This window comes from Halorutilus salinus, assembly GCF_026242195.1.
Classification (GTDB): Archaea; Halobacteriota; Halobacteria; order Halobacteriales; family Halorutilaceae; genus Halorutilus; species Halorutilus salinus.
Window position 1 is genome coordinate 1 of record NZ_RKLV01000001.1, and the last position, 25,137, is coordinate 25,137.

A 25,137-nucleotide genomic window follows, 5' to 3' on the forward strand; every position below is an offset into this window, starting at 1 on the left:
TCGAGAAGGTACTCCGTCTGTCGCGGCGACGAAGACGAGTAGACGCTCGTTACCACACCGCCGCGTGAAAGTAACGCGAAGTCGGAGAGCGCCCATTCGAGACGTGTGTTGGCGAAGATACCTACACGGTCGCCCTTCGTTACACCGAGTTCGTCGAATCCTGCCGCAAGCCTCCGGTAGATTCGTCGGAAATCCCCGTACGTCACCGACGCAAACTCGCCCTCCGGTGCTTCGTCGATTACCTCCGGTGTGAGCGTTCGGTTGTATACGCCTCCTTTGTACATGCTCGCCGTCTCTTCCGGACGTCTCTTTACCGCCGCTTCTACCGCCTCCGGAACCGTGTTCCAGCCTATTACCTCGTCGTCGTACTCCTTCTCCGCCTGCCGCCAGTCGGATACCATGCTCTACACGACGGGAAGAGGACGAAAAAGCCTTTCTCCGGATTCGGGCTTGACCTACCTCTCAGGTACCTACCTCTCAGGCACCAGACTCGCGCGCGTGAACTCCTGCTCTGCGCTTCTTTCGAGAGCTTCCTGCGCCTCTTCGAGAGGGAACTCGGCGTCGAGAAGGTCGTCGTACGGATACTTTTCGGCGTTCCTTTCGAGGAAGTCGAGAGCCTGTTCGAGGTACCACGGCTGGTACAGGAGGAGAGCCTCGACGTTGATACGTTTCACGGTGAGTTCGGCGGGGCTGAACTCGGTCGTTAGCTTCGTCGCTATGTTCCCCATCTCGACGTACCGCGCGCCGTTACGTAGCATACTGACGCCCTCCTTGAACGCCGGCGGTATACCCGCGACCTCGATCCCGACATCCGCGCCGTCGCCGTCGGTGAGTTCCTGTACGCGGCGTATACGTTCGCCCGACTCCTCGTACTCGTTCATGTCGACGACGTGGTCAGCCCCGAACTCCTTGGCGCGTTCGATACGTCCGGGCGCTCCCTCGACGACGATGACCTCCGCGCCCGTCTCCTTCGCAACCGCGGTGGCGTTGAGACCCAGACCGCCCGCACCCTGAACGAGAACCGTCTCACCCTGTGTCAGGTTGGCGCGGTCGAGACCGAAGATGACCTGCGAGAGCGCACAGTTCGCACCCGCGGCGACGTGGTTGGGTACGTCCTCAGGCACCTTGTAGAAGCGCTGTCCCGGGTTGACGTAGTAATGCGTCGCGAACGTCCCGCGGAAATGCGGCGGTATCGAATGCGGTTGCATCCATTCGCCCATGCTCTTGACGACCTCGCAAGCGTAGAACTGACCGTGCGAACAGCCGCTACATTCGCCGCACGGCTGGAAGTAGACGGGCGTAATCAGGTCGCCCTCCTCGACACTCTCACCCGCGGAGTCGGTCGTCACTTCGTCGCCAAGCTCCTCGACACGTAGGACGGCTTCGTGTCCGAGCACAGCGCCGTTGGGAACGGGGAACTCGCCCTTCCAGAAATGTATCTCGCTACCACAGACGTTGGTCTGTACGACCTCGGTGAAGACCGCCTCGTCCTCTACGTCGGGCTTGTAGTCCACCTCCTTGATCTCCGTCTCACGCTCCCCAGCGAGCGTTACGACCTTTCCGTACGACATCAGTATACGAAGTTTGTCTCGATGTCGGTGGCGGTCTCGACCATCTCGACAGCCCCGTCGCTGTACTGCATAACGCGTTGCATGTCGCCGTTAAGCTCGAACTGACCACTCATGAGGCTGTCTATCGCCCCTATCTCGCCGTTTGCGAGCTTCTTCCAGTTCTCGTACGGACCTATAATCTCGAAGCCGTAGTCGACGTCTTCGAGGTCGTCGACCTGATACGCACCCGTGCATTCTCCGCCTTCGAGACCGATGAAGTACTGTACCTTGTCGTTGTCACCCACGAGTTCAGGGAACTTCTCCTTAGCCTCATCGTCGACCTCTATGGTGAATATGAAGTCACCGTTCCATCCTACACCCCAGTCCGACGCCTTCTCGGCGTACTCGTCGTTGTCGTTTAGCTGTGCCTTCCATTCGTCGATCCATCCGTCGCTTGGAAAATCTACTGCCATTCTTGTACCTCCGTGTCGCTACGCAGGCGCGCCCTTCTATTAAAGCTGACTATGGTAGTGTTTCACAAGACGGCGACGCCTCCCGCGTATGACCCGCACAAGACTTATGCGCTCCGACCACCGTGACAGACCATGGAGTTAGGACTCGACGACAAGACGGCGCTCGTCACGGGCGGTGCGGGACGTATAGGCAGTGTAGACGCCGAGATACTCGCCGACGAAGGCGCTGAGGTCGTGATCCTCGACGTCGACCTCGACGGTGCGGAGAACGTGGCGGAGGGAATACGTGACGACGGGGGTGACGCATTCGCCGTCGACTGCGACCTGACCGACCGCGACGACGTACGTGAGACCGTAGAGGAGGTACGTGACGACACGGGCGGTGTCGACGTTCTCGTAAACAACGCAGGCGTCGTCGACGCCGTCGGACGCGTCGAAGGATACGACGACGACCTCTGGGATCGCGACATGGCTGTCAACCTCACGGGGACGTACAACATCACCAAGGAGATCTTCCCCGCGATGTGCGACCGCGGATGGGGGCGTGTCCTCACGATGAGTAGCATGGCGGGATGGGAAGGCGGCTTCGGTCAGGTTTCGTACTCGACGACCAAGGCGGGTCTCATAGGCTTCGGTAAGACGCTCGCGCTCGAAGGCGCGCAGTCGGGCGTTACGTCGAACGTACTCGCGCCGAGCATCGTCGTCGGAAGTCTGTCGGATCTCCCCATCGAACAGCTTGAAAACGTCAACGAGAAATGGGCGGATATAGCACGCAACACGCCGATGCGTAAGCTCGGCACGGAGGAGGACGTTGCGAACACCATCGCGTACCTTTCGAGCGAACAGGCGAACTACATTACAGGGCAGGTCGTCGGTATCACGGGCGGTATCGACCTTTTCGCGTTCTGACTACAGCCCCTCTATCCCCTCGTCATCCCATCCCGCCTCACGTAGAACCTCCTCCGTATGCTCACCGTGCGACGGAAGAGACTCGTCCGTCTCGCGTTCGACCTCCGACGCCGTCTTCGCGGGGAAGCCTACACGCGGCGGTGCCTCGTCGCCCCCGCGCACGAGACGTTCCTGCACGTCTTCGTCCTCCAGCGCCTCGTCGACCGAACGTACGCGCCGAAACGGCACGTCGGTTCCGTCGAACGTCTCGTTCCACTCATCGACGGTCTTTGACGCGAGTATATCGGCGACCTCGTCGCGCGTCTCGGCGTCGCCCGGATGCTCCCCGACGAGTTCCTCGCGCCCGACGACCTCACAGAACTCCGACCAGAACTTGGGTTCGAGCGCCGCGAGCGTCGCGTACCCGCCGTCCGCCGTCTCGTAGACGTCGTAGCACGCGTATCCGCCCGTGAGCGCAGTCTCGCGCGCTTCTGCGTCCCCGTCCGCGAGAACATCAGGAACCACCGCCTGTGAGAAGGACAGGACCGACTCCGCCATCGACGTGTCGACGTACCCGCCCGTCTCCTCGCCGTCACCGCGCTCGCGTCCTAACAGCGCAGAGACGACAGAGAGGGCGCAGAAGACGCCGCCCGCCATGTCGCCGACGGGGAACCCGGGTACCGCAGGTCGTCCGTCCTCCTCCGCGCGCGTCATGTCGAGCAGACCCGCGTACGCGGCGTAGTTGAGGTCGTGCCCCGCCTCGTCGGCGGCGTCGGTATCCTGTCCGTACCCCGATAAGGAGCAGTAGACGGTACCTTCGTTGCGTTCGCGTACGTCGTCGTATCCCACGCCGAGACGGTCGGCGACACCCGGACGGAAACCCTCGACGACGGCGTCTGCGTCCCAACCGTCGTCGTCGACGAGCGCGTAGAAGGCTTCGAGACCGTCTTCGTCCTTCAGGTCGAGCGATACGCTCCTCTTCCCGCGGTTGACCATCGAGAAGACGCCGCCCTCGCCGTCGACACGCGGCGTCGAGTACCGCGCGTAGTCGCCCTCAGGCGGCTCTATCTTTACGACATCCGCGCCGAGGTCGGCGAGATGCTGTGTTGCGTACGGTCCGGGGAGCAGGCGCGTCATGTCCACGACGCGTATACCGTCGAGCATACCGCACGTAGCGGGCTAATCTATATATTACCACGGGTTGTTTGTGTTATGTGACCGAGCAACACGGTGGCGTCTCCTTCGGTGTCGACGAGGAGACGCGCCTAATCCTTGACAGCATAGACGAGTTCGTTGAGCAAGAGGTCGAACCCCGCGAGTCGGAACTCGGCGAGACGTTCGACAACCCGCGTCTGCGTAACGACCCGGACGGCGAGGTAGCGCCAGAGGTCATCGACGCCGTCGACGAGATCCGCCGCGCGAGCGCCGAGGCGGGCTTCTACGCCATGAACATGCCTGAGGAGCACGGCGGTCAGGACGTCTCGAACGTGACGTGGTACCGCGCCAAGAGACACGTCGCCGAGAAGGGGCGCGGTCTGTCGGAGTTCATGCTTGCGGGTCCCGAAGGTCCCAAACCCCTCCTCCTCCAAGCCGAGGGAGAACAGGTCGAACGTTACCTCGAACCGTGTATACGCGGCGAGAAGACGACGGCGTTCGCGCTCACGGAGCCGTCGGTGGGTTCGGACGCGCCGGGTATGAAGACGACCGCCGACCGCGACGGCGACGGATGGGTGATAAACGGACAGAAACAGTGGATTACGAACGCGCCCCACTGTGACTTCGCGCAGGTCTTCGCGCGCACGACGCCGGAGGACGACGCCGGGAGGTACGGCGGTATCACGTGCTTCCTCGTCGAGTCCGACGAGTTCGAACTCGGTTCGCGCAACAACGCCGTGGGTCTCGAAGGGTTACAGGCGGAGATCGTCCTTGATGACGTACACGTACCCGACTCGCGCGTCCTCGGAACCGCCGACGCCGCGTTCTACAACGCGATGTCGTTCCTCTCGCTCGGACGCCTCGAACTCGGCGCGACGGCGGTCGGCATGACGCGTCATCTCCTTGAACTCTGCAAGGAGTACGCGGGCGAGCGCGAGGCTTTCGGGCGTCCCATAGGCAGGTACCAGAGCATATCCAACATGGTAGCCGAGGGTCGCGCGCGGAACTACGCCGCCGACTCCGCGGGTCTGCATCTCGCGTGGCAGATGGACGACGGCGGAGGAACGACCGAGGAGTCGTCCATATTCAAATGGTACGCGACGGATACGTTCTGGAACGTCGCCGACGACGCCGTACAGGTACACGGCGCGTCGGGTCTTTCGGAGGACAACCCGTTCATGGAGCATCTCCATCTCGCGCGTATCCTACGTATCGTCGAGGGTACGGACGAGATACAGCTAAACACGGTGGCGAAACAGAACGGTCTTCTTTAGCACCGACGCGTCAGTCCTCAGCCTCAGGCTCGTCGACCTCTACCCCGGCTTCGTTCTTCGTATCCGCGTCCTCCTCCGCACGTGTCTTTTCTTCGACCTCTTCCCCCTCCGCACCGCTCTCCTCCCCGTCCCCCTCCACGTCGCCCCCGTCGCCCTCCTCCTCACGTAGCCTCTCAAGCTCCTTACGAAGCTCCTCGTTCTTCTTCTCTAACTCCTCCAGCTTCTCTTCCTCTTCACCTTCCCTCTCGCCGTAGACCTCGTCGAGCCTGTCGACTATCTCACGCCTGAGATGCCCCTCAGCCTTGGGCATGACACGTAGAGCCTCCTTCGTGTATCCGATGCTGATAGGTCCGAGATCGAAACGTATGTTGAGACCGTCGCCGAACTCTTCGACTATCTTGTCGGTGAAGCTGAAGTGGTACTTGAGAACCTCCTCCGCCTCCCTGCGGTCGTACGACTCCTCAAGCGCTTCCCAGAAGTCGTCGGTTTCAACCTCGACGAGCGGAGCCATGTCGTGTGCGACCTCTTCGAGTCTCTGCATCATAACCTCCTCAAACTCGTCACCACGGTCGCCCTCGTAATGCTGGTAGAAGAAGTCGGAACGTAGGAAACGATCCTCGTACTCGCCCGCGTCGGGGTCGTTCCCCTCGGCTATCTCTTCCGAGTAGTCCATTATGAGGTTGAACTCGTTCTGCAGGCTGATCTTTATGCTACTTATCTCCTGATCGATTATAGGACCCAACAGTATCTTCGCCACGCCGTTCCCCGGAAGGAAGCCGAGTCCGATGACACCGAGAGGTCTGAACTCCTCAAGAGCGTACTCCGTGACGCCCCCCAAGAAGACATGTAGCTGGTCGCGTACTGCTTCTTTCCCCATGGTTTCGTGTCACTATATAACTCCTACGGTATAGTTCTTTCCGTGATACGGGTGAAAAACCTCAGTAGAACTCGTCCACACGCCGTCCGAGGTCGTTACGCAGGTTCGTCTCAGCGATACCGAGGACACGCATCGCCTCGTCGGTGTACTCTATCTCGGTGCTGAGGAGACCGCTTCCTATCTCGACCGTAAGGTTCAGATCCTCCTGATACCCCTTGACCGTATCCGTGTACGCGAAATGCTTGGGAAGCATCCTGCGCGCCTCGTCCTCGTCGTACGATGCGACAGCGGCGTTCCAGAAGTTGTCCTCGCCCGTCTTGAGGAGCGGAGCCATGTCGTCGCCCATGTTCTTCATACGTTCGGTCAGGTCGCGTTCGAGACGCCGGCGGTCGCTCCCCTCGAAGTTCTGGTAGAAGATGTCGGATCGCAGGAACTCGCGTCTGTGCTTTTCCGTGTCGCCCGTCTTCGCGTAGTCCATGACGATACCGAACTGGTTCTCTATGTTGGCGCGGAACCGTCTTAGCTCGTCCTCTATCACGGGTCTCAGAACGGACTTAGCCGTCGAGTTTCCGGGAAGACGGTTGATGTTGACGACGCGCAGAGGCTCGAACTCGGATAGTGCGTCGTCGATAATCTCCTCCATGAACTCCTCGAACTTACCCAACACGGCTTCCCTGCTCCGGGGCTTGACGCGTTGCGCCGAGGCAGGCGCGTTTACGGACTCTGACATACGTTGGACGTTCGTTAACCCGTTCGGTTAATAAGCCTTTGTACGACATCCGTCGAACCTGCGACCGCAACCCATTAAGACGTGACGGACGTACCCACGACCGATGGAGCTACCCCAAGGGATCGACCGCGACACGGTCGCGTCGGTCGCCGACGAACACGGAACGCCGACGTACGTCACCTCAGCGACGACCGTACGCGACAGGTTCGACAGCTTGCGCGATGCCTTCCCCGGTGCACGTATACAGTACGCCGCGAAGGCGAACACGAACCCGCGTATACTGGCGCTCCTGCGCGAAAGGGGCGCGGCGCTTGACACCGTCTCTGTCGGGGAGGTAATCGCGGGGGAGAGCGCCGGATTCGGAGGCGACGGGATGATGTACACGTCGTACGCACCCTCGCCCGAAGAACTCCGTGAGGTCGTCGACCGCGGCGTTCTCGTAAACGTCGACTCACCGGGACAGATGGAGACGGTTATCGACGCGGGGGCGGAACGCGTCGGCGTACGTGTCAATCCGGGCGTCGGCGCGGGTCACAGCGACGAGGTGGTGACGGGCGGAAAGGGTGCGCGTTTCGGTGTCACGCCCGACGAGGCGGCGGCGCTCTTCGAACGCGCCCTCGGTGCGGGTGTCGAACCCGTCTGTCTTCACGCCCACATAGGGAGCGGATTCCTCGAACCCGAACCCCTCGTACGCGCGACCGAACGTATCTGCGAGATCGTCGACGACCTGCCCGTCACGCCTGAGTACGTCGATATAGGCGGCGGTCTCGGTATTCCGTACAGCGACGCCGAGGAACCGCTCGACGTTGAGGCGCTCGGTAAGATGGTGCGCGACGCCTTCGACGTTGACGCGACACTTGTCGTCGAACCCGGACGTTACCTCGTCGCCGAGTCGACCGTTCTCGTTACACGCGTCAACACGGTCGGCGACGGCGTGATAGGCGTCGACGCCGGCTTTAACACCCTTCTACGTCCCGCGATGTACGACGCGTACCACGCCGTCACGAACCTTTCGCGCGACGCCGCGCCGACGGGACGGTACGACATCGCGGGACCTATCTGTGAGTCGGGCGACTACCTCGGACACGGACGCCGGATCGCCGAACCGCGCGAGGGTGATCTACTCGTCGTCCACACCGCAGGCGCTTACGGCTTCGCCATGGCGTCGCGTTACAACTCACGTCCCCTCCCCGCCGAGGTCATCGTCGACGACGGTGTAGACGTGATACGTGAACGCGAGGCGGTCGACGAGCAGTTTAGAAACGTAAAGCTTGATTAGCCGGTTGCCGAACTTCCTACATGAGAGTAACCGTAAGCGGACCACCCGGTAGCGGCACGACGACGCTTGCCGAGGCTCTTTCGTCGCGTTTCGACCTTGAACACGTCTCAAGCGGCGATGTCTTCCGCGCTATGGCGCGCGAACGCGGTGTTTCGCTCGCCGAGTTCGGACGTATCGCCGAGGAGGATCCGGAGATAGACCGCGAGATAGACGAGCGCCAGCGCGAGATAGCACGCGACCGCGACGGCGTCGTCATGGAAGGTCGTCTCTCAGGATGGATGGTCGACGAAGCCACCCTACGCGTCTGGCTCACCGCGCCCGTCGACGTACGCGCCGAACGCGTCGCCGAACGTGAGGAACAGACGGTCGAGGGCGCGCGCGCCGAGATCGAGGACAGGGAGAACAGCGAGGCGAAGAGATACCGCGAGATACACGGTATCGATATAGACGACCTGTCTGTCTACGACCTCGTAATCGATACGTCGCGGTGGGACGAGGACGGTGTCGCCAAGATAGCGACGACGGCGGTCGGTAACCTCTGATGCGCGACAAGGGCGTCGTCGTGGTCGACAAGCCTTCGGGTCCCACGAGCCACGAGGTCGCGTCGTGGGTCGCGGAGATCATGGGCGTCGACAAGGCGGCGCATACGGGGACTCTCGACCCGCGTGTAACGGGATGCCTCCCCGTACTTTTCGGAACCGCGGCGCGCGTATCGGGTCTGTTCGCCGAAGCGTCGAAGGCGTACGTCTTCGTTCTCGAACTCCACGCCGAACCGACCCGTTCCGTCGAAGAGGTCTTCGACGAGTTCGAGGGCGAAATCTACCAGCGCCCGCCCGTACAGGGTTCTGCGAGACGCGAGCTACGCGTACGTAACGTCGAAAGACTCGAACCGCTCGAACGCGGCGAGGGCGACGACGCGAACCGGTACCTCGGACGCGTCGTCTGCGGGTCGGGAACGTACGTACGTAAGCTCTGTCACGACATCGGTCTCGCCCTCGGCGTCGGCGGTCATATGGCGGAGCTAAGACGTACACGGAGCGGCTGTTTCGGTATAGAGGACGCGTGGTATCTACAGAGCCTCGCTGACGCCGTCGCCGTCCGTGGTGAACAGCCCGAACGTCTCGCCGACGCCGTCTTCCCTCTCGTAGAGGTACTCGAAACCCGTCTACCGCGCATCGACGCCGCGCCGAACACCGTTGGGTCGGTCGAAAACGGCGCGCCGCTGTACGCTCCCGGTACCGTCTCCGTCGACGACGACGCGACACCCGACGAAGACTGCTTCGTCGTTGCGGACGGCGAGGCGGTTGCTGTCGGAACCTTCCACGGACACGATGCCGAACCCGTCTTCACACCCGACACCGTTCTCGTGTAGCCGACGCACCGGAAGCCAACGGAATTCTTAACACGCGCTCATCTCTACCTTGTCCATGGAGATCGACGGCGACGCCGACGAAGGAAGACGTAAGATAGACTGGGCGCGCGAGCACACGCCTATACTCGCACGTATACGCGAACGTTACACCGAAGAGAAGCCGCTCGACGGCGTCGTGATCGGAATGGCGATGCACGTCGAGGCGAAGACCGCCGTCCTCGCGGAGCTACTCGCCGAAGGCGGCGCGGAGGTTGGTATCACGGGATGCAACCCGCTTTCGACACACGACGACGTATCCGCGGCGCTTGATGCGGTCGACGGCGTACACAGCTACGCGCGTCACGGTGTCGACAGGGACGGGTACTACGAGGCTCTTGACGCCGTTATCGAACACGAACCTGACGTGACGGTTGACGACGGCGGTGACCTCATCTTCCGTATACACGAGGAGTACCCCGAACTTCTCGACGGTATCGCGGGCGGATGCGAGGAGACGACGACGGGCGTCCACCGTCTGCGCGCCATGGACGACGACGACGCACTGCGTTACCCCGTCTTCGCGGTCAACGACACGCCCATGAAACGCCAGTTCGACAACGTTCATGGCACGGGCGAGTCGTCGCTTTCGAGCATAGCTATGACGACCAACCTTCTGTTCGCGGGGAAGACGGTCGTCGTCGGCGGATACGGGCACTGTGGACGGGGTGTTGCGAAGAAGGCGGACGGTCTCGGCGCTGACGTGACCGTCGCGGAGGTAGACCCGCGGCGCGCCCTCGAAGCCCATATGGAGGGCTACGACGTCGCACCTATGAACGAAGCTGTCGAGGACGCCGACTTCATAATTACGACGACGGGAAACCGCGACGTCGTGACGCGCGAGGCGTTCGAGAGTATGAATGACGGCGTCGTTCTCGCAAACGCAGGGCATTTCGATGTCGAGATAAACCTCGAACAGCTTTCGGAGTACGCCGTCGCCGAGCGCGATGTGCGCGACGGTATACGTGAGTACGAGACACCCGACGGACGCCGTGTGAACGTTCTCGCAGAGGGACGTCTCGTCAACCTCGCCACGCCCGTCTCGCTCGGACATCCCGCCGAGGTTATGGATCAGTCCTTCGGCGTTCAGGCACTCTGCGTCGAACGCGTCCTTGACGCCGACCTCGCCGAAGGCGTCCACGAGGTGCCTGACGGTATAGACCGTCGTGTCGCCGAGATAAAGTTAGACGCACTCGGCGTCGAGATAGACGAACTCACCGACGAACAGCGCGACTACATCTCCTCGTGGCAACACGGGACGTAGACGTATGAGACGGAAGACCGGGGTGGTCGCGGCGGTTACCGTATGCGCCGTCGTTCTCGGTGCCGTCGTCTCCGCCAACTACCTCGGTCTTGTCGTCGCCCCACAGGACACGACGCGTTTCGTCCCCGCGGACGCCGGTACCGCAGTCCGTGTCAACACGACCGCCCTCGGCGACGATCCGAACGTTGACAGACTCCTCGAAACGGCGCTCGGAACGGGTTACGACGGACTCCTCGGTTCCGTCGAAGACCGTACAGGGATCGGGACGGACAGCCTGCTTGAGGCGACGTTCTTCGTCGGAACGTCTCGCACAGACAGCACCGACGAAGGAAGCTACGCCGGCGTCGTCTTCCGCACCGAACCCGGTGTGGTAGACGTGCGCGGCTTGGAGACATTCGACGTCGAACGCTCGTCGTACAACCTCGTACCTTTCTACACAGTACGTTCCAACGCCACGGAGGACGCGCGTCCGTTCTACGCCACGACGGTCGGACGCGGCGTCTACGTCGTCGGAACCGAACGTGCCGTACGTGACGCCTCCGACGTGGCGTGGCGGAGCGCCGAAGCCCTCAACTCACCGTTACGTGACGAGCTAACCTCCGCCCCCGTGACGTTCGTTGCCACCGACGCACCTCTCGCGGATACATCGACAGTATCGGGAAGTTACCGACCCGATCCTCGCCTCAACGGTACCTCTATCAGACTCGAACTCCGTCCGTCGGTCGGTGCGGGCGTCGGCGACGTACGCCGAACCGTCGGTGTGTACGTAACCGCGGCGCGGCTACCCAACGACGCGCGCCTCAACGACATTCTCGACTCGACGGAGGTCTACGAAACCAGCTCGTCGGTCGTTGTTGAGTACACGGGTTCTACCGACGGTACGGCGTCTGCGTTTCGTGTTTTCGACGCCCGTTTCGGCTGGACTGACGCGCTCAAAAACAGCCTCCGGACTGTCGGACTCTCCGATGTCTTCGGCTCACCGAACGACGTCACCGAAGGTACCGCCTACCGAACGAACATCACGGATCACCAACCGAACGTCACGCCGCAAGATCCCTTTGCGGAGAAGACCCGAAGGGATCGTGAGGATACGGCGGAAGATACCGGAACGTGAGCAAATAGGTGAAACAAAACCGCAGGATGAAGCGGGCGTGAACCTCTCCCGGCGACCGGGCTGTCGTCGACCGTCCGTTGCTGACGGTAGAATGCGAAGTCATCGGCTTCCCTGAGAGAGCCGAAAAGCTGAAGATACGCTTCGACGGAGCGAAGGACGTGGTGACGAACGTCGGTAACCACCGTCTGCGCGACGAGGGACGTCCGCCATCGAAAAAAGGGCGGTTCGAGAGGTTCGACTAAGCATGTTCGACCCGTACGACCCTACCGACGAGTTCGGAGACGATGATGACGAGCCACGGATACGTGAGGAGGGGATACCCGATGACGCGATGACTCCGGTGGACGTGAACGTAAGTATAGCCGAGGATGCATCACAGATTTACGAAGGCGTACAGGTTAGCCGAATGTCGATGCGTATCACGAGGTCGCGTGTCATCCACCCAAGATACGAGATAGACGAAGTGGAGAGCCTGATAGGACAGTTCTTTGATGACTTCCCTCTTGACCGACCACTGATAGAACAGTCAGCTTACTGGCTTCGGTTCTTTGCCGGTTTTCATTTCTTTCAGGACGCGAACCACCGAACCGGCATGAATACGCTTGAAGTAGCTATGATGGATTCGGGATTGAACTCTCCTGCGTTCATGGGAAAAGAATACAGGGGTAGGACGCGAGCCGCGAGAGAGAAGTCAAAGCATGTTCGTAACGTGGGGGGATGTCCGTGGAGGATATTTTCGAGAAAGATCGCCTTTTCCAGGTTTGGAACAGATACCTTGAGGATGTACTATCTCAGTAGCCGAACTCTTCAGGGTTAACGCATCCCTCTTCATCGTCGCCGCCGAGATCGTCGTATAGCTCAGGATTGACCTCACTGAGGGCACGTGCTTTCTCCACCCATTCCCGCGATTCCTTGCTTCTCTCTGGATGTTTTGACTTTTCAGTGCTCATCTTATCCGATGATACGCGGCGGTCAGGTATAACTCCTGCGTCGTCACTCCCAGCGCTGGCGAGGGGCGGTCACGCCGTCGTCGTTCGGCTTGACGTAGCACCCGGGTTTCTTCGGCTCCTGGTTCGTCTCCGTCTGTCCGGGGTCGATGTGCTTAACCGCGTACCGGTTGGTCATCTCCTTGATTTCGACGAGCACAAACCGGTTTCTCTATCGGGTTCTCCGTTGTCGTTCTCACACGTCGACGCGCCGAATATCACCTGTACGAAGTGTGGTACCGCTACTTTGAGGAGCTACTGTAACCTTCGGGTAGGAGATCGTGTTCATCGTGGTCTACCTCAAACCTCTCGGTGTCTCCGCCAAGCGCGTCGTATAACTAATTCTATACGTTACCGGAAACGAGTGTCTGATCACTCCCCGCGCCTACTTCCCGGCTACGACGACCGTAACCGGTCATCGTCCATCCGAGAACCGTGTCTAAGGCATTCTCCGGAAGGGGTTTACGAACGCCCTTCCGTTGCTCTGCCCGGTTCCGTATACTTACAGAAGAACAGAAGCGACGAGCGAAAAGAACAGCGCCGCGCTCACGACGGCGTTGACCGTGAAGAACGCCTTTCCTATGTCGTGTTCGGCTATGAGATGCTCGTAGATGAGGAGAACGGCGGCGACGCCCACACCCGCACCGAAGACCGCCGTGTTGAACCCTGCCGTCGCCGTCCATCCGACGAGAACTACGAGGGAGACGATCATAATCCCGTGGCACACCGCGCTCACACGGCGCGCCGTCTCGCGCCCGTAGATCGCCGGGATCGAGTGCAGACCTTGGTCGCGGTCGAACTCAACGTCTTGAAAGCCATAGATGATGTCGAAGCCGGCGTACCAGAAGACGAGCGCACCGCCGAGGAGAAGCGACGGGTAGTACTCGAAGCTTCCGAGGTACGCCGTGACCCCGCCTAAGCTATCGACGCCGCGTACCGCGATCCATCCCCCGATAGGCGCGTACGAGCCGTTCAGACCGAGTACGAAGTGCGACGCGCTCGTGTAACGTTTGGTGTAAGGGTAGACGTAGGCGTGTACGGGTATTATAGGCGACAGAACCAACGCCGTCGTGTTGATACGGTAGGCGCTGTAGAAAAGCACCCCAACGGCGACACCGACGAGGACGTAAGCCTCCGCGCGCGACAGACGTCCGGAGGGCAGAGGACGGTCGTCGGTGCGCGGGTTCGCCGAGTCTATGGGTTCGTCGACGATGTCGTTTATCATGAGCGACGCGCTTCTTCCGCCGATTAGACCCACGAAGACCCAGAGCATGAGCATCAGGTCGGGCACGCCGCCGACGGCGAGAACCGCACCCATGAATGCGAAAGGAAGCGCGAACAGCGTATGCTCTACGCGCGTAAACTCGGCGATCGCACGTATCTTCTCGGCTACGTTCACGGACTGTGTTCGCGCGGATCCCGTTAATCGTTTTCTTTCTCGCCGTAACCGCCGCCTCCGGGCGTCCGTATCTCCACGCGCGTTCCGGGTTCGACACCGACGACCGCCCGCCCACCGACACGTTCGCCGTCCACGAGGTTGACGCCCGTCTCGCCGTCGTCGCCACCCTCGGCACCGCGCGGCGGGTTCTCGCGTCTGTCGGTCAGGAAAGAAACCGAACAGCCTTCGAGTACGACGAGCGCACGTATGATACCGTCGCCGCCGTCGTGCGCCCCTTCCCCGCCGCTTCCGTCACGTAACGCGTACTCCTCGACGCGTAAAGGGTACTCACGTTCGAGCGCCTCGACGGGGGTGTTTAACGTGTTGGTCATACCGACGTGTACGCCGTCGGTACCGTCGCGTTCGCGCGTAGCGCCTCCACCGCCGCCCACAGTCTCGTAGTACGAGAAGCCGTCGTTACCGACGGTGACGCTGTTCATCGTACCCTGTCCCTGCGCGGGTAGCGACACGTCGGTCGCCTCGCGCAACGCCTCCACGACACCGTCGACGACGCGTTGGCTCGTCTCGACGTTCCCTCCCGCGACAGCTGAAGGCGGTTCGGGATCGAGAAGACAGCCTTCGGGAACGCGTATACCGACGGGTGCGACCGAACCCGCGTTCGCGGGCACGTCGTTGCTCGTCACACAACGTACGACGAAGCCGACTGCGCTCTCCGCGACAGCACGCGGCGCGTTGAGGTTGCCGTCGCCCTCCTCCGACGTTCCTGAGAAGTCGACGATGAGTTCGTCACCGTCGACCTCGACGGATACTGAGATACGCGGATCGTCGCCGTTCCCACCGTCCATACGTTCAGTCGCCTCCCCGACGCCGTCCGCGAGAGACGTTATCTCTGCGCGCGTTCTACGTTCGGCGTACCGTATGAGCGCGTCGAATGACCCCGTCCCGTTTTCGTCGACGTATCCGGAGAGACGGCTCACACCGCGTTCGTTCGCAGAAATCTGGGCACGGAGGTCGGCGCGGCGTTCGTCCGGGTCGCGTACGTTCGCGAGGAACGTCTCAAGAAGCGCGTCGTTCGTCTCACCGTTCTCGACGAGACGTACGGGTGGTATACGAACCCCTTCGTCGTGTATACTCGTCGAGTCCGCGGGCATGCTCCCCGGTGCCGTTCCGCCTACGTCGGCGTGATGGGCGCGCGTCGCAACGTAGCCTGCGCGCCCGTCGACGAAGACGGGTGAGACGAGCGTCAGGTCGGGGAGATGCGTACCGCCCGCGAAAGGATCGTTGACGGCTACGACCTCGCCCTCTCCGGGTTCGAGGCGTGCGGCGTGCGAGACGGAAGCCGGCATAGCGCCGAGATGGACGGGTACGTCCGCCGCCTGCGCAACACACCGTCCGTCGGCGTCGAAGACGGCGGCGGAGCAGTCGCGGCGCTCCTTGATGTTGGGCGAGTAAGCCGTCGAGACGAGGACGTCGCCCATCTCCTCGGCGATCCCTTCGAGCCTGTTGCGCGCGAGTTCGAGTTCGGCGGGGTCGGTCTCCGTCACCCCTCAGCCTCCATGTACAGGTCGCCGCCTTCGACACGCGCATTCCATCCCGGAGGGACGACCGCCGTTGCCTCGCCGTACTCAACCACGGCGGGCGTCTCGACCGTACCTTCAGGGACGCCGTCGTAGAACGCCGTCTCGTAGACACCTTCCGAAAAGACGGCATCGCGTACATCCACCTCCGCCCCTCCGTTGTTTCCGCCTGTGGCTGGCGGCGTCCTTTCGACCACAGCCTCGGCGCGTACCGAGACGACACGTACCTCTTCCTCCATCGTGTACCCGTACCGTGTCGCGTGTTCTTCCTCGAAAGCCTCGCGCGCCTCGTCGGTGTCGAACGGACGACCGACGCGTACGGTCAGTTCGGTTCCCTGACCGGTGTAACGTATATCCGCGTAACGGCGCACGAGACAGCCCTCGCCGACGCCGTCGCGCGCCTCGTCCTCAAGCTTCCGTAGAACCTCCTCGACCCCTTCGCCCTCGGTCAGCGTGCGCGACGCCTCGGCTTTTTCGTCGGCGCAGAGAATCCCGTACGCCGACAGAACACCCGCGGGTCGGGGTACGACGACGCGTTCGATACCGAGAGAACCGGCGACGGACGCGGCGTGCCCCGGACCCGCGCCGCCGAAGCCTACAAGGACGAACTCAGACGGGTCGTAGCCGCGTTCGACGGTCACCGAACGCACGGCGCGCGCCGTCTTCTCGTCCGCCACGCGGCGCACACCGAGAGCCGCTTCGGTTACGTCGTCGAAGCCGTCGAGCGCCGACAGTGCTTCGCGCGCCGCATCGGCGTCCACCGTGATCTCGTCACCCAGACCCTTGCCGTCGCGCACGTAGCCGAGTAAAACGTCCGCGTCCGTAACCGTCGGTCTCTCGCCGCCGCGTCCGTAGCACGCGGGTCCCGGTTCGGAGCCAGCTGAGTCGGGACCTACGCGTAAAGCGCCGCCGTCATCGGTACGCGCGATGCTCCCCCCTCCCGCACCGACGGTCGTTACGTCGACCGAAGGTACGCCTATATGCGCGCCCTCGACGACCGTCCCCGTCGTCCTCTCCACGCCGTCGCGCACGAGACCCACGTCCGTCGACGTACCGCCCATGTCGAAGCTAACGACGCGGTCGCCGTACGTCGACGCCCCCACAACGCCACCGGCGGGTCCCGACATGACCGTATCGACGGCGGTCTCGGCGACGCGCTCAGGGCTTTTGACGCCGCCGTTCGAGGACATAACGCGTGGCTCAGGGACGCCTATCTCACCGAGCCGTTCGTTGAGCCGTCTCAGGTACCCCGACACAACGGGCGTCACGTACGCGTCGATCGCTGTGGTCGATGCGCGCTCGTACTCGCGGAACTCGGCGAGTACGTCGGAGGATACGGAGACGTGCCCGTCGAACTCGTCGCGTAGAACACGCGCCGTCTCTTCCTCGTTCTCCGGATGTGCGTACGAGTGTAGGTAGCAGACGGCGACGCTTTCGATCCCGTCGAGAGGTAGGTCACGTATCTCCTCCTCGTCCACGCGCCGTTCGGTACCGTCAACCGTCGCGCGCTCGTCGACCTCGAAACGGCGTTCCGAAGGAACGACAGGAGGGGCACGTTCGGCGCACAGGTCGTACAGTTCGTCGCGCGTCTGTCTCCTGATCTCCGGAACGTCGCCGAAGCCCTCCGTCGTGACAACCGCGGTTCGCGCGCCCTCGCCCTCCAACAGAGCGTTGACGCCCACGGTGGTGGCGTGCACCGTACCCTCGACCTCCGAGGCTTCGACACCCTCAGCGTCACATACCTTCTCTATACCACGTACGACGCCGACCGTCTGGTCTTCCGTCGTCGGCGTCTTCGCGGTTACGAGACCGTTTTCAGTAGAAAGCGTAATATCGGTAAACGTGCCGCCAACATCGACGCCTATGCGCATACGGTCGGCAGGCGCGCCTCCGTCGTAAGCCTGTCGTTAAACGAGACGCGCGTCGATACAGACGTTGTAGTCGTACGGCGCGTACGACCGCACGACGACCTCTTCAAGAACCTCTACCTCGTACCCGCACCGGACAGCTGTCTCACGTATCTCCTCCACGGCACCTTCGAACAGGTCGTCCTCGTGGCGTATGTCGTAGTAATGCAGTACACCCCCGCTCCGTGCCGTTTCACACGCCGTTTCGAGGAACTCGTCGGCGGTATGGGGAAGGTTCATGTAGACGCGATCCGCACCGCCGGCGTCTGCGACACGTCGCCCAACGTCGCGTGCGTCGTCGTTGTACGCCGTGACACTATCGCCAACCCCGTTGCGCTCGGCGTTCTCGCGTAGGAGTTCGACGGCGCGCCCGTTTATGTCCGACGCGACGACATCCGCGCCCGCCTCCGCGACAGCGACCGAGAAGGGACCAACGCCCGCGAACATATCGAAAACCATCTCGTCGGGCGATACATCCGACGCGACCCTCTGACGTTCCTCCGCAAGACGCGGCGTGAAGTAGACCTCGGTCAGGTCGACGACGAAGCCGCGCCCGTACTCGCGGTGAACCGTCCGTGTCTTCCGTTCGCCTGCCACGTACGACATACGCCGCGTCCTCTCGCGTCCCTCGACCGCGGATTCGACGCGCAGAGCGGTTTCGATACCGTTGTCCGCCTCTACGAGCGCCTCGCCCGCCTCGTCGTTCTCTTCGGGTTCGAGAAGCGCGACGTCCCCCACGGTCTCGAAACGCGGCTCGTGTCCGAGTATATCCGCGGCGTCCGTCGCGTCGTCGCGTTCGTCGAACGCGCGCCGTGTCGTCGGTAGGTCGTCGTACGCCTCTGTCACGGGAATGTAGAGGTAACCGTCCTCCTCTTCTATACGCAGGTCGTGGTCAAGAACGCCGTCGCCGGCGAGACGTTTACGCGTCTCCTCGCCGTCTTGGCGCCGAACACGGACGCAGAGGCTCTTCATCGGTGCCACCTACACCCCGGATCGACAAGTGGCTGTCGGCATCCGAGGACGACCGTAAAGATAACTGTCCCCCTCGTAGAAACTAAGGTATGGTCGAACCGATAGTGTTGGCTGGCGTCGCGGCTGTCGTCCTACTCATGATACTGAGTGCGTTCTTTTCGAGTAGCGAGATCGCTATGTTCTCGCTCGAACGTCACCGTATAGACTCCCTCGCAGAGGGTGAGGAGGCGAGCGCGGCTACGTTGGAGAGCCTGAGGGAGAACCCTCACCGTCTCCTCGTAACAATTCTCGTCGGTAACAACGTCGTCAACATAGCGATGACATCTATAGCGACCGCCCTTTTCGCCATCTATGTCCCCGGTGGTCTGGCGGTTCTTCTCACAACCGTCATCATCAGCGTACTCGTACTCGTCTTCGGCGAGTCCGCACCCAAGTCGTACGCCGTTGAGAACACCGAGGAGTGGGCGCTACGTATCGCACGCCCTTTACAGGCTTCGCAGTACGTCATGTACCCTGCGGTCGTCTTCTTCGACCATCTCACGCGCGGCGTAAACCGTTTCACGGGCGGACGTTCGGACATAGAGACATCGTACGTGACACGTGACGAGATCGAGGGTCTCCTCCGTACCGGCGAGGAGGAGGGCGTCATAGAGGAGGACGAGCGCGAGATGATACAGAGCGTCTTCCGTTTCACCAACACGATAGCCAAGGAGGTGATGACCCCACGTCTCGACGTCGTTTCCGTCACCGCCGACGCATCGCTCGACGAGGTGCTCCAGACGTGTGTAGAGAACGACGTAACACGCGTACCCGTCTACCGCGACAACCTCGACAACATCGTCGGTATAGTCGATATACGCGATATAATACCCGCTCTCGAAACCGATGCGACCCCCGCGGATATCGTCGAGCCTACGCTCCACGTACCCGAGACGAAGGAGATAGACGACCTACTCCGTGAGCTACAGGACGAACGTATACATCTCGCGATCGTTATAGACGAGTTCGGCTCCACAAAGGGTCTCGTTACCGTCGAGGATATCGTCGAGGAGATCGTAGGCGAGATCTTCGAGACGGAGGAGGAGGAGCCTATCGAACGTATCGACGACGGTACGATAACCGTCAAGGGCGAGGTCAACCTCGACGAGGTGAACGAGGAACTCGGTATCGATCTCCCTGAGGAGGGCGAGTTCGAGACCGTCGCGGGCTTCATCTACAACCGTATGGGAAGGCTCGTCGAGGAGGGCGAGACGGTCGTCGACCAAGGCGTTACGCTTACCGTCGAGGAGACAGAAAACACAAGAATACTACGTGTCCGCGTAGAAAAGGAGGAACAAGAGTGATTCTCGGAATAGACGCCGGCGGTACGAACTACGACGCCGTCGCTTTCGAAGACGGCTCAGTCGTCTCTGCCGCCAAGAGGTCGGCTGACACCGACGATGGCTTCGAGACCCTGCTCGCGGAGGTCGTCGAAAAGGTTGACGGGAGCGGTAATGCCGAGGTCGACCGCGTGGTTGTCTCGACAACACGCGTCCTAAACTCAGCCGTACAGAACCGTCTCCCCGACTGCACAAACGTCGTGGTTCCGGGTGTCGGTCTTTCGCCCGAGCTCGCCTACTCAGGCGACGAAAACCTCGTCGCGGACGGATGCGTCGATCACCGTGGGCGTGTCACCGAACCCCTCGAAATCGACGGTGAGCCGTCGCACGGCGTCGTCGCTGTCACGGCGAAGTTCTCGACGCGTAACCCGTCGCTCGAAACAGAGGCTTCGGAGTCTCTCGACGCACCCACGGTCGCTCTTGGACACGAGTCAGGAGGTGCTCTCGGCTTTCCGTCGCGCGCGGAGACGACGGTCGCAAACGCAAAGTCGAAGCCCGTCTTCGAGAGCTTCGAGTCTTCGTTACACGACGCGCTCGACGAGACGGGTATAGACGCCCCTGTCTACTACCTCAAGGGCGACGCCGCTATGCTGTCGCGCGAATCGGCGCGCACCACACCTGCGCATACGCTCCGTAGCGGTCCCGCTTCGAGTAGCCTCGGTCTCGTCGCACTCACCGAACGTTACGCAGAGACGCCTTCGTTGACCAACGCCGTCTGTGTCGACATCGGCGGTACGACCACAGACGTGACGCTTGTCAAGGACGGCTTCCCCGCCCTTGTCGACGAGGTTGAGGCGGGCTGTATATCGACGTTCTACGACGGCGTCGTCGCCGTCAACACGACCGCAGGCGGCGATACACGTCTCGACGAGGACGGTCTTACTGGCGTCCGTGACGGACCCGCGGTGGCTTTCGGTGGTCCCTCGCCGACGCCTACGGACGCATTACATGTTCTCGGCGCGGTTTCGGAGGGCGACGCGACGGCGGCGCGTGAAGCACTGTCGGCGCTCGGCGATCCCGAACAGGTTGCGGAGGAGGTTGTCGAAGGCTTCGTCTCCGCGATCGCCGAGTCGGTACGGTCGCTTGAAGGACACGAAGACGTACCCGGTACGGTCGTCGTCGGCGGTGCGCTCGCCGACGCTCTCGCAAGCCGTCTCGCAGACAGGCTCGACTGTATCTCCGACGTTATCGTTCCTCAGAACGCCGCTGTCTGCGGCGCTGTCGGCTGTGCCGTCGCCTCGGTCAGCGTACGTACGCATGTACACGTCGACACCGCACGCGGCGAGATGACGGTTGCGTCGGCGGGTCCCGAAAAGGTCGAGGAGGTTGAGACGGGCGTCGAGTACGAAGAGGACGAGGCGCGCGAACTCGTTGCGCGTGAGACCGCGGAGGCGACACGCCGCGCAGGCGGCGACGCTACGTTGGACGAGATCGAGATAACCGCTTTCCGTTCGTTCAACGTCGTCGAGGACGGACGCGTCGTCGGGCAGATAACCGACGCAACCGCCCGTGCGGAACCCGGGAGGAGGAAACGGTGACGCTCGCACTCGTCTACCACGACGACTACCTTCTCCACGAGAACACGCCGACGCATCCGGAGCGCCGCGAACGTCTGACGTACACGATGGATCAGCTACGTGAGGAGGGTGTGCTCGATCATACGGATGTCGAACTTGTCGAACCCGAAGCCGTGACCGAGGACGAGATCCTCCGCGTCCATACGCCCGACTACGTCGGTCGTCTCAAGAAGATGTCGGAGGAGGGCGGTGGCGCGCTTACGGTCGACACGCACGTCTCCGAACATACGTGGGACTCTGCGCGTCTCGCCGCTGGCGGCGTCACGGACGCCGTCGACCGTGTCCTCAAAGGCGACAACCAAACCTCCTTCGTGATGTCACGTCCGGGCGGTCACCACGCATTCGCCGACCACGCACACGGCTTCTGCTTCACAAACAACACAGCCGTCGCTCTCAAGCACGCACAGGAGGTTTACGACCTCGACCGTATACTCCTATGGGACTGGGATGCGCACCATTTCGACGGTACGCAGTCGGTCTTCTACGACGACCCTTCGGTTCTCACGATGTCGACACACCAGACCGGAAGGACGCTGTTCCCCGGCACGGGCTACACCGACGAGGTCGGCGAGGACGAAGGCGAGGGCTACAACGTCAACGTACCCCTGCTACCCAAGACGGGCGACGAGGGCTACGAACGCGTCGTCGACGAGGTTTTCGAGCCTATCGCGCGTCAGTACGACCCGGATCTTCTTTTCGTCGAGGCGGGGCAGGACAACCACTTCACGGATCCTATCACCGACCTCGGCGTGACGGCGCAGGGGTACGCGTCGCTGATGAACTCAGCCGTTGAGACGGCGGAGGACGTATGTGACGGACGCGTCGTCGCCTCCCTCGCGGGCGGTTACGGCGTCGAGGGCGGTCTACCCTACACAAACCTCGCCGTAATCGCGTCGCTCGCGCGTCTCGATACGTCGAACGTACGCGAACCCGCGACGTACGAACCCCCCGCCGACGGACCGACGGTCGACGGCGCGGTCAGTAAGGTAAAGGAGAAGCTCGGCGACTACTGGGAGCTTTGAACCGCGTCCCCATCTTCGCCACCCCCCGACATACCGCCGAGAACGTCCCCGCGCGTTACGATACCCACGAGCGTACCGTCCTCGACGACCGGAAGCCTGTTGTACCCCGTACGTACCATAACCCCCGCCCCTTCGTCGAGCGCAGTCGTCGGCGCGACCGTACGCGGATCCTTCGACATCACGTCACGTACACGCGTCTCGCCTACGTCGTGTAACGTCTCCTTGAGCAAGCCGTGTTTCTCCGCCCATTCGCGCCACGGAAACGCGCGTAACGGAAGCTCGAAAGCCTCGAAAGGCGACGGAAGCCAGATGTTTGTGTCCTCCTGTTTGGCGTCGAGAAGGTCGAGGAGATCCGCCTCGCTCACTACGCCAACGACCTCGCTTTCATCGACAACCGGCGCACCGCTAACGTCCTCCTCGCGCAGACGCCGGGCTACGACGCTAACCTCCTCGTCGGGTTCGCACGTCACCACGTCGGTCGTCATAACGTCTTCAACCGTCTTCATACACCGTACTCGTACCGGACGGCGGTTAACGGTTGCGGCACGGTAGGTGAAAGACGCGTTTGAGCCTACGTCAGATATATTACAGCCCCTCACATACGTGAGGAGTATGAACACGAGAAGGCTCGTACTCGTCTCCGTCTGTGCCGCGGTGGCGCTCCTGTTCGCGTCCCCCGTAGCCGCGACCGCAGACGTTACAGTAACCGTCGACGGCGACGAGGTCGACGACGGCGAGACGGTCGAACTCGACTCATCGACGGCGGTCGTGAACGTCTCCGTGGAGTCCGACGGTACGCTTTCGTCGGTCAGCACAGAGACGGGTTCGTCGTCGAGCTTCGCGGGTCTCAACAGGTCGACGTTTACGACGTCGCGGGCGCTGACGGTTTCGGGCGAGACAGTCTTCACCGTCGAGGCGACCGACGGCGACGGGACGACGACCTACGAGGTAACGTTAAGGAGATCCGTAGAGACGGCGGCGGGTGCGGAGGAGACCGTCGAAGATCTTCAGAACCGCGTCGGTGATCTTGAGGACGATGTCGAGAGCCTCGAAGACCGCAGGAACCAGCTACGTGAGACGCGCAACAACCTTTCGGATCGTCTCAACCGAACCGAGGGCGACGGCGGTACGAACGGTACCGACGACGGCGGCGGCGAAGGAATGCCCGGCTTCGGCGCACTCGTCGCACTCATTGCGCTCGCCTTCGTAGCCACCGCGAGGGCTTCCTAAGCGAAAAGCAGAAAACCGTGCGGTGAGGACGGTTCCGTATGTTCGATTCGGGCGGACACACGACGCGTTTCTACATCGACGTTCTCTATGGCGTACTGTTCTTCTCAGCCTTCGTCTCCCTCGTCTACGACATGAACACCGTCGTCGCCGGGTTCACGGGCGGTCTCGTCGCGGGCTACTTCCTACACGTCTGGGGGAAGATGGAGACGTACGAAGCCAAGGTTGAGGAGACCGTCTCCGCCGAGGCGGAACGTCAGGTCTCGACCGAGGTAGACGAACAGGTCGGTGATGTCAGGAAACGCGTCGAGGGCGGCGTTGAAGAACACGTACAGGAGAAGGTTGAGGAGCGCGTTGAGGAACGCGTCGAGGAGTTCGTCGACAAGAAGGTGGAGGAACGCGTCGACGAGATACGTGACGGCGGCGCTTAGCTACAGGTATCCGTTAGCTAAAGGTATCCGTCCTCGCGCGCGAGAAGTATACCTTCGAGCGTTGCGTCGTTGGCGGGCATACCTTCTAGCGTTGCGTCGTTCGCCGGCGCGCCGCGCGCGACGTTTAGTGCTTCGTCCGCGGGCACGCGCCGGACGCTCGGGAACTCGTTATCGCCGAGCGACGTTTCGCCGCGCTCCTCAACGTCGACGTAGACAACAGCGCGCGTGTGACGCAGAACCCCCGTAGCGACGCGGTACTCCTGCAGGACGTGCGCCTCGTCACCCACGAAACCCGTCTCCTCACGTAGTTCGCGCAACCCAGCCTCCTCGTAGCCTTCACCGTCCTCGACGATACCCGCGACGAGTTCGAGGTGTTTTTCACGCACCGCCGGACGGTACTGTTCGACGAAGACAACGTCGTCGCCGTCGCGGGCTACCACCACGACGGCGTCGGGCATCTCCGCCCAGTAGTACTTCTTCGTCGTCCCGTCAGGCTGTTTTACCTCGTCGTATCCTCCGTCGTACCATCCCGTCTCGTACTCCGTCCGTGATTCGGTGACGCTCCAGTCTCCGTCTTCCATGTCCATGTTCGCGTGCCGACGCGCAAAAGCCTGTCTGACGCGCGTCATAATTCGCCGGTATCCACCA

Annotated in this window: 28 protein-coding genes; 14 read left to right on the forward strand and 14 right to left on the reverse strand. The window is 61.9% G+C overall.

All coding sequences use genetic code 11. The features are described from left to right. The 3 genes from EGH25_RS00005 to EGH25_RS00015 all read right to left on the reverse strand — a co-directional run. Window positions 1-401: AMP-binding protein (locus tag EGH25_RS00005; protein WP_266085209.1), on the reverse strand; the 401-nt coding region annotated here is incomplete at its 3' end. Window positions 402-470: 69 nt separating this feature from the next. Then, window positions 471-1,571: a zinc-binding dehydrogenase gene (locus EGH25_RS00010; RefSeq protein WP_266085210.1), complete on the reverse strand. Its 1,101-nt coding sequence runs from the start codon at window positions 1,569-1,571 to the stop codon at window positions 471-473. Next, a complete protein-coding gene (locus EGH25_RS00015) occupies window positions 1,571-2,023 on the reverse strand; it encodes an SCP2 sterol-binding domain-containing protein (RefSeq protein WP_266085212.1) in 453 nt (150 codons plus the stop codon). Before EGH25_RS00015 ends, EGH25_RS00010 begins: the two co-directional genes overlap by 1 nt. A 132-nt stretch (window positions 2,024-2,155) precedes the next feature. Between EGH25_RS00015 and EGH25_RS00020 the strand changes: the two genes are divergently transcribed. After that, window positions 2,156-2,932, forward strand: a complete 777-nt coding sequence (locus tag EGH25_RS00020) for an SDR family NAD(P)-dependent oxidoreductase (RefSeq protein ID WP_266085214.1) — start codon at window positions 2,156-2,158, stop codon at window positions 2,930-2,932. Here EGH25_RS00020 and EGH25_RS00025 read toward each other — a convergent pair whose 3' ends face one another. Next, window positions 2,933-4,075, reverse strand: coding sequence for a CaiB/BaiF CoA transferase family protein (locus EGH25_RS00025; RefSeq protein WP_266085215.1), 1,143 nt, complete (start codon window positions 4,073-4,075; stop codon window positions 2,933-2,935). A 50-nt stretch (window positions 4,076-4,125) separates the two neighbouring features. Here EGH25_RS00025 and EGH25_RS00030 point away from each other — a divergent pair, with 50 nt between their 5' ends. After that, on the forward strand, window positions 4,126-5,340 hold the full coding sequence (locus EGH25_RS00030; protein WP_266085216.1) for an acyl-CoA dehydrogenase family protein: 1,215 nt from the start codon (window positions 4,126-4,128) through the stop codon (window positions 5,338-5,340). Window positions 5,341-5,350: 10 nt separating this feature from the next. Here EGH25_RS00030 and EGH25_RS00035 read toward each other — a convergent pair whose 3' ends face one another. Together EGH25_RS00035 and EGH25_RS00040 are read right to left on the reverse strand one after the other, a co-directional pair. Then, window positions 5,351-6,217, reverse strand: a complete 867-nt coding sequence (locus EGH25_RS00035; RefSeq protein ID WP_266085218.1) for a hypothetical protein — start codon at window positions 6,215-6,217, stop codon at window positions 5,351-5,353. Window positions 6,218-6,278: 61 nt separating this feature from the next. Beyond that, window positions 6,279-6,947, reverse strand: coding sequence for a hypothetical protein (locus EGH25_RS00040; protein ID WP_266085220.1), 669 nt, complete (start codon window positions 6,945-6,947; stop codon window positions 6,279-6,281). A 103-nt stretch (window positions 6,948-7,050) separates the two neighbouring features. Between EGH25_RS00040 and lysA the strand changes: the two genes are divergently transcribed. The 7 genes from lysA to EGH25_RS00075 all read left to right on the forward strand — a co-directional run bounded on the left by lysA (window position 7,051) and on the right by EGH25_RS00075 (window position 12,829). Further along, window positions 7,051-8,226 carry a diaminopimelate decarboxylase gene (gene lysA, locus EGH25_RS00045; RefSeq protein WP_266085221.1) on the forward strand — a complete coding sequence of 392 codons (1,176 nt, stop codon included), beginning with the start codon at window positions 7,051-7,053 and terminating at the stop codon, window positions 8,224-8,226. Between the two features lie 20 nt (window positions 8,227-8,246). Then, window positions 8,247-8,768: a (d)CMP kinase gene (gene cmk, locus EGH25_RS00050; RefSeq protein WP_266085222.1), complete on the forward strand. Its 522-nt coding sequence runs from the start codon at window positions 8,247-8,249 to the stop codon at window positions 8,766-8,768. Continuing rightward, the gene (locus EGH25_RS00055) at window positions 8,768-9,598 is read left to right on the forward strand and encodes an RNA-guided pseudouridylation complex pseudouridine synthase subunit Cbf5 (protein ID WP_266085223.1); all 831 of its coding nucleotides are present in this window, start codon (window positions 8,768-8,770) and stop codon (window positions 9,596-9,598) included. The genes cmk and EGH25_RS00055 overlap by 1 nt, the downstream gene beginning before the upstream one ends. A 55-nt stretch (window positions 9,599-9,653) precedes the next feature. Continuing rightward, window positions 9,654-10,898, forward strand: coding sequence for an adenosylhomocysteinase (locus EGH25_RS00060; RefSeq protein WP_266085224.1), 1,245 nt, complete (start codon window positions 9,654-9,656; stop codon window positions 10,896-10,898). A gap of 4 nt (window positions 10,899-10,902) precedes the next feature. Beyond that, window positions 10,903-12,012 (forward strand): hypothetical protein, encoded by a 1,110-nt coding sequence (locus tag EGH25_RS00065; RefSeq protein WP_266085225.1) that lies wholly within the window; start codon window positions 10,903-10,905, stop codon window positions 12,010-12,012. 77 nt (window positions 12,013-12,089) lie between these two features. Next, window positions 12,090-12,254, forward strand: coding sequence for a hypothetical protein (locus tag EGH25_RS00070; RefSeq protein ID WP_266085227.1), 165 nt, complete (start codon window positions 12,090-12,092; stop codon window positions 12,252-12,254). 2 nt (window positions 12,255-12,256) lie between these two features. After that, window positions 12,257-12,829 carry a hypothetical protein gene (locus EGH25_RS00075; RefSeq protein WP_266085228.1) on the forward strand — a complete coding sequence of 191 codons (573 nt, stop codon included), beginning with the start codon at window positions 12,257-12,259 and terminating at the stop codon, window positions 12,827-12,829. Here the strand turns inward: EGH25_RS00075 and EGH25_RS00080 are convergent. The 6 genes from EGH25_RS00080 to EGH25_RS00105 form a co-directional block, all read right to left on the reverse strand. Then, window positions 12,804-12,962 carry a hypothetical protein gene (locus EGH25_RS00080; protein ID WP_266085230.1) on the reverse strand — a complete coding sequence of 53 codons (159 nt, stop codon included), beginning with the start codon at window positions 12,960-12,962 and terminating at the stop codon, window positions 12,804-12,806. The genes EGH25_RS00075 and EGH25_RS00080 overlap by 26 nt on opposite strands. 43 nt (window positions 12,963-13,005) lie before the next feature. Then, window positions 13,006-13,158, reverse strand: coding sequence for a hypothetical protein (locus EGH25_RS00085; RefSeq protein WP_266085232.1), 153 nt, complete (start codon window positions 13,156-13,158; stop codon window positions 13,006-13,008). A 342-nt stretch (window positions 13,159-13,500) separates the two neighbouring features. Continuing rightward, window positions 13,501-14,397 carry a UbiA-like polyprenyltransferase gene (locus EGH25_RS00090; RefSeq protein WP_266085233.1) on the reverse strand — a complete coding sequence of 299 codons (897 nt, stop codon included), beginning with the start codon at window positions 14,395-14,397 and terminating at the stop codon, window positions 13,501-13,503. A gap of 23 nt (window positions 14,398-14,420) precedes the next feature. Then, window positions 14,421-15,941, reverse strand: coding sequence for a hydantoinase B/oxoprolinase family protein (locus EGH25_RS00095; protein WP_266085234.1), 1,521 nt, complete (start codon window positions 15,939-15,941; stop codon window positions 14,421-14,423). Continuing rightward, window positions 15,938-17,845 (reverse strand): hydantoinase/oxoprolinase family protein, encoded by a 1,908-nt coding sequence (locus EGH25_RS00100; RefSeq protein ID WP_266085236.1) that lies wholly within the window; start codon window positions 17,843-17,845, stop codon window positions 15,938-15,940. Before EGH25_RS00100 ends, EGH25_RS00095 begins: the two co-directional genes overlap by 4 nt. 36 nt (window positions 17,846-17,881) lie before the next feature. Continuing rightward, on the reverse strand, window positions 17,882-18,853 hold the full coding sequence (locus EGH25_RS00105; protein ID WP_266085237.1) for a class I SAM-dependent methyltransferase: 972 nt from the start codon (window positions 18,851-18,853) through the stop codon (window positions 17,882-17,884). Window positions 18,854-18,942: 89 nt separating this feature from the next. Between EGH25_RS00105 and EGH25_RS00110 the strand changes: the two genes are divergently transcribed. The 3 genes from EGH25_RS00110 to EGH25_RS00120 are packed head-to-tail and all read left to right on the forward strand — an operon-like array spanning window position 18,943 to window position 22,831. After that, entirely contained in the window at window positions 18,943-20,196 is a 1,254-nt protein-coding gene (locus EGH25_RS00110; protein WP_266085238.1) for a hemolysin family protein, read from the forward strand. Beyond that, window positions 20,193-21,770 carry a hydantoinase/oxoprolinase family protein gene (locus EGH25_RS00115; RefSeq protein ID WP_266085239.1) on the forward strand — a complete coding sequence of 526 codons (1,578 nt, stop codon included), beginning with the start codon at window positions 20,193-20,195 and terminating at the stop codon, window positions 21,768-21,770. Before EGH25_RS00110 ends, EGH25_RS00115 begins: the two co-directional genes overlap by 4 nt. Continuing rightward, window positions 21,767-22,831 carry a histone deacetylase gene (locus EGH25_RS00120; RefSeq protein WP_266085241.1) on the forward strand — a complete coding sequence of 355 codons (1,065 nt, stop codon included), beginning with the start codon at window positions 21,767-21,769 and terminating at the stop codon, window positions 22,829-22,831. Before EGH25_RS00115 ends, EGH25_RS00120 begins: the two co-directional genes overlap by 4 nt. Here EGH25_RS00120 and EGH25_RS00125 read toward each other — a convergent pair. Next, window positions 22,816-23,337 carry a CBS domain-containing protein gene (locus EGH25_RS00125; protein WP_266085242.1) on the reverse strand — a complete coding sequence of 174 codons (522 nt, stop codon included), beginning with the start codon at window positions 23,335-23,337 and terminating at the stop codon, window positions 22,816-22,818. The genes EGH25_RS00120 and EGH25_RS00125 overlap by 16 nt on opposite strands. 106 nt (window positions 23,338-23,443) lie before the next feature. On the opposite strand from EGH25_RS00125, the gene EGH25_RS00130 reads away from it, so the two are divergent. Then, window positions 23,444-24,061 (forward strand): hypothetical protein, encoded by a 618-nt coding sequence (locus EGH25_RS00130; protein ID WP_266085243.1) that lies wholly within the window; start codon window positions 23,444-23,446, stop codon window positions 24,059-24,061. Between the two features lie 38 nt (window positions 24,062-24,099). Continuing rightward, entirely contained in the window at window positions 24,100-24,489 is a 390-nt protein-coding gene (locus EGH25_RS00135; RefSeq protein ID WP_266085244.1) for a hypothetical protein, read from the forward strand. 17 nt (window positions 24,490-24,506) lie between these two features. Here the strand turns inward: EGH25_RS00135 and EGH25_RS00140 are convergent, their stop codons facing one another. Beyond that, window positions 24,507-25,076: an NUDIX hydrolase gene (locus EGH25_RS00140; RefSeq protein ID WP_266085685.1), complete on the reverse strand. Its 570-nt coding sequence runs from the start codon at window positions 25,074-25,076 to the stop codon at window positions 24,507-24,509. Window positions 25,077-25,137: the final 61 nt, after the last annotated feature.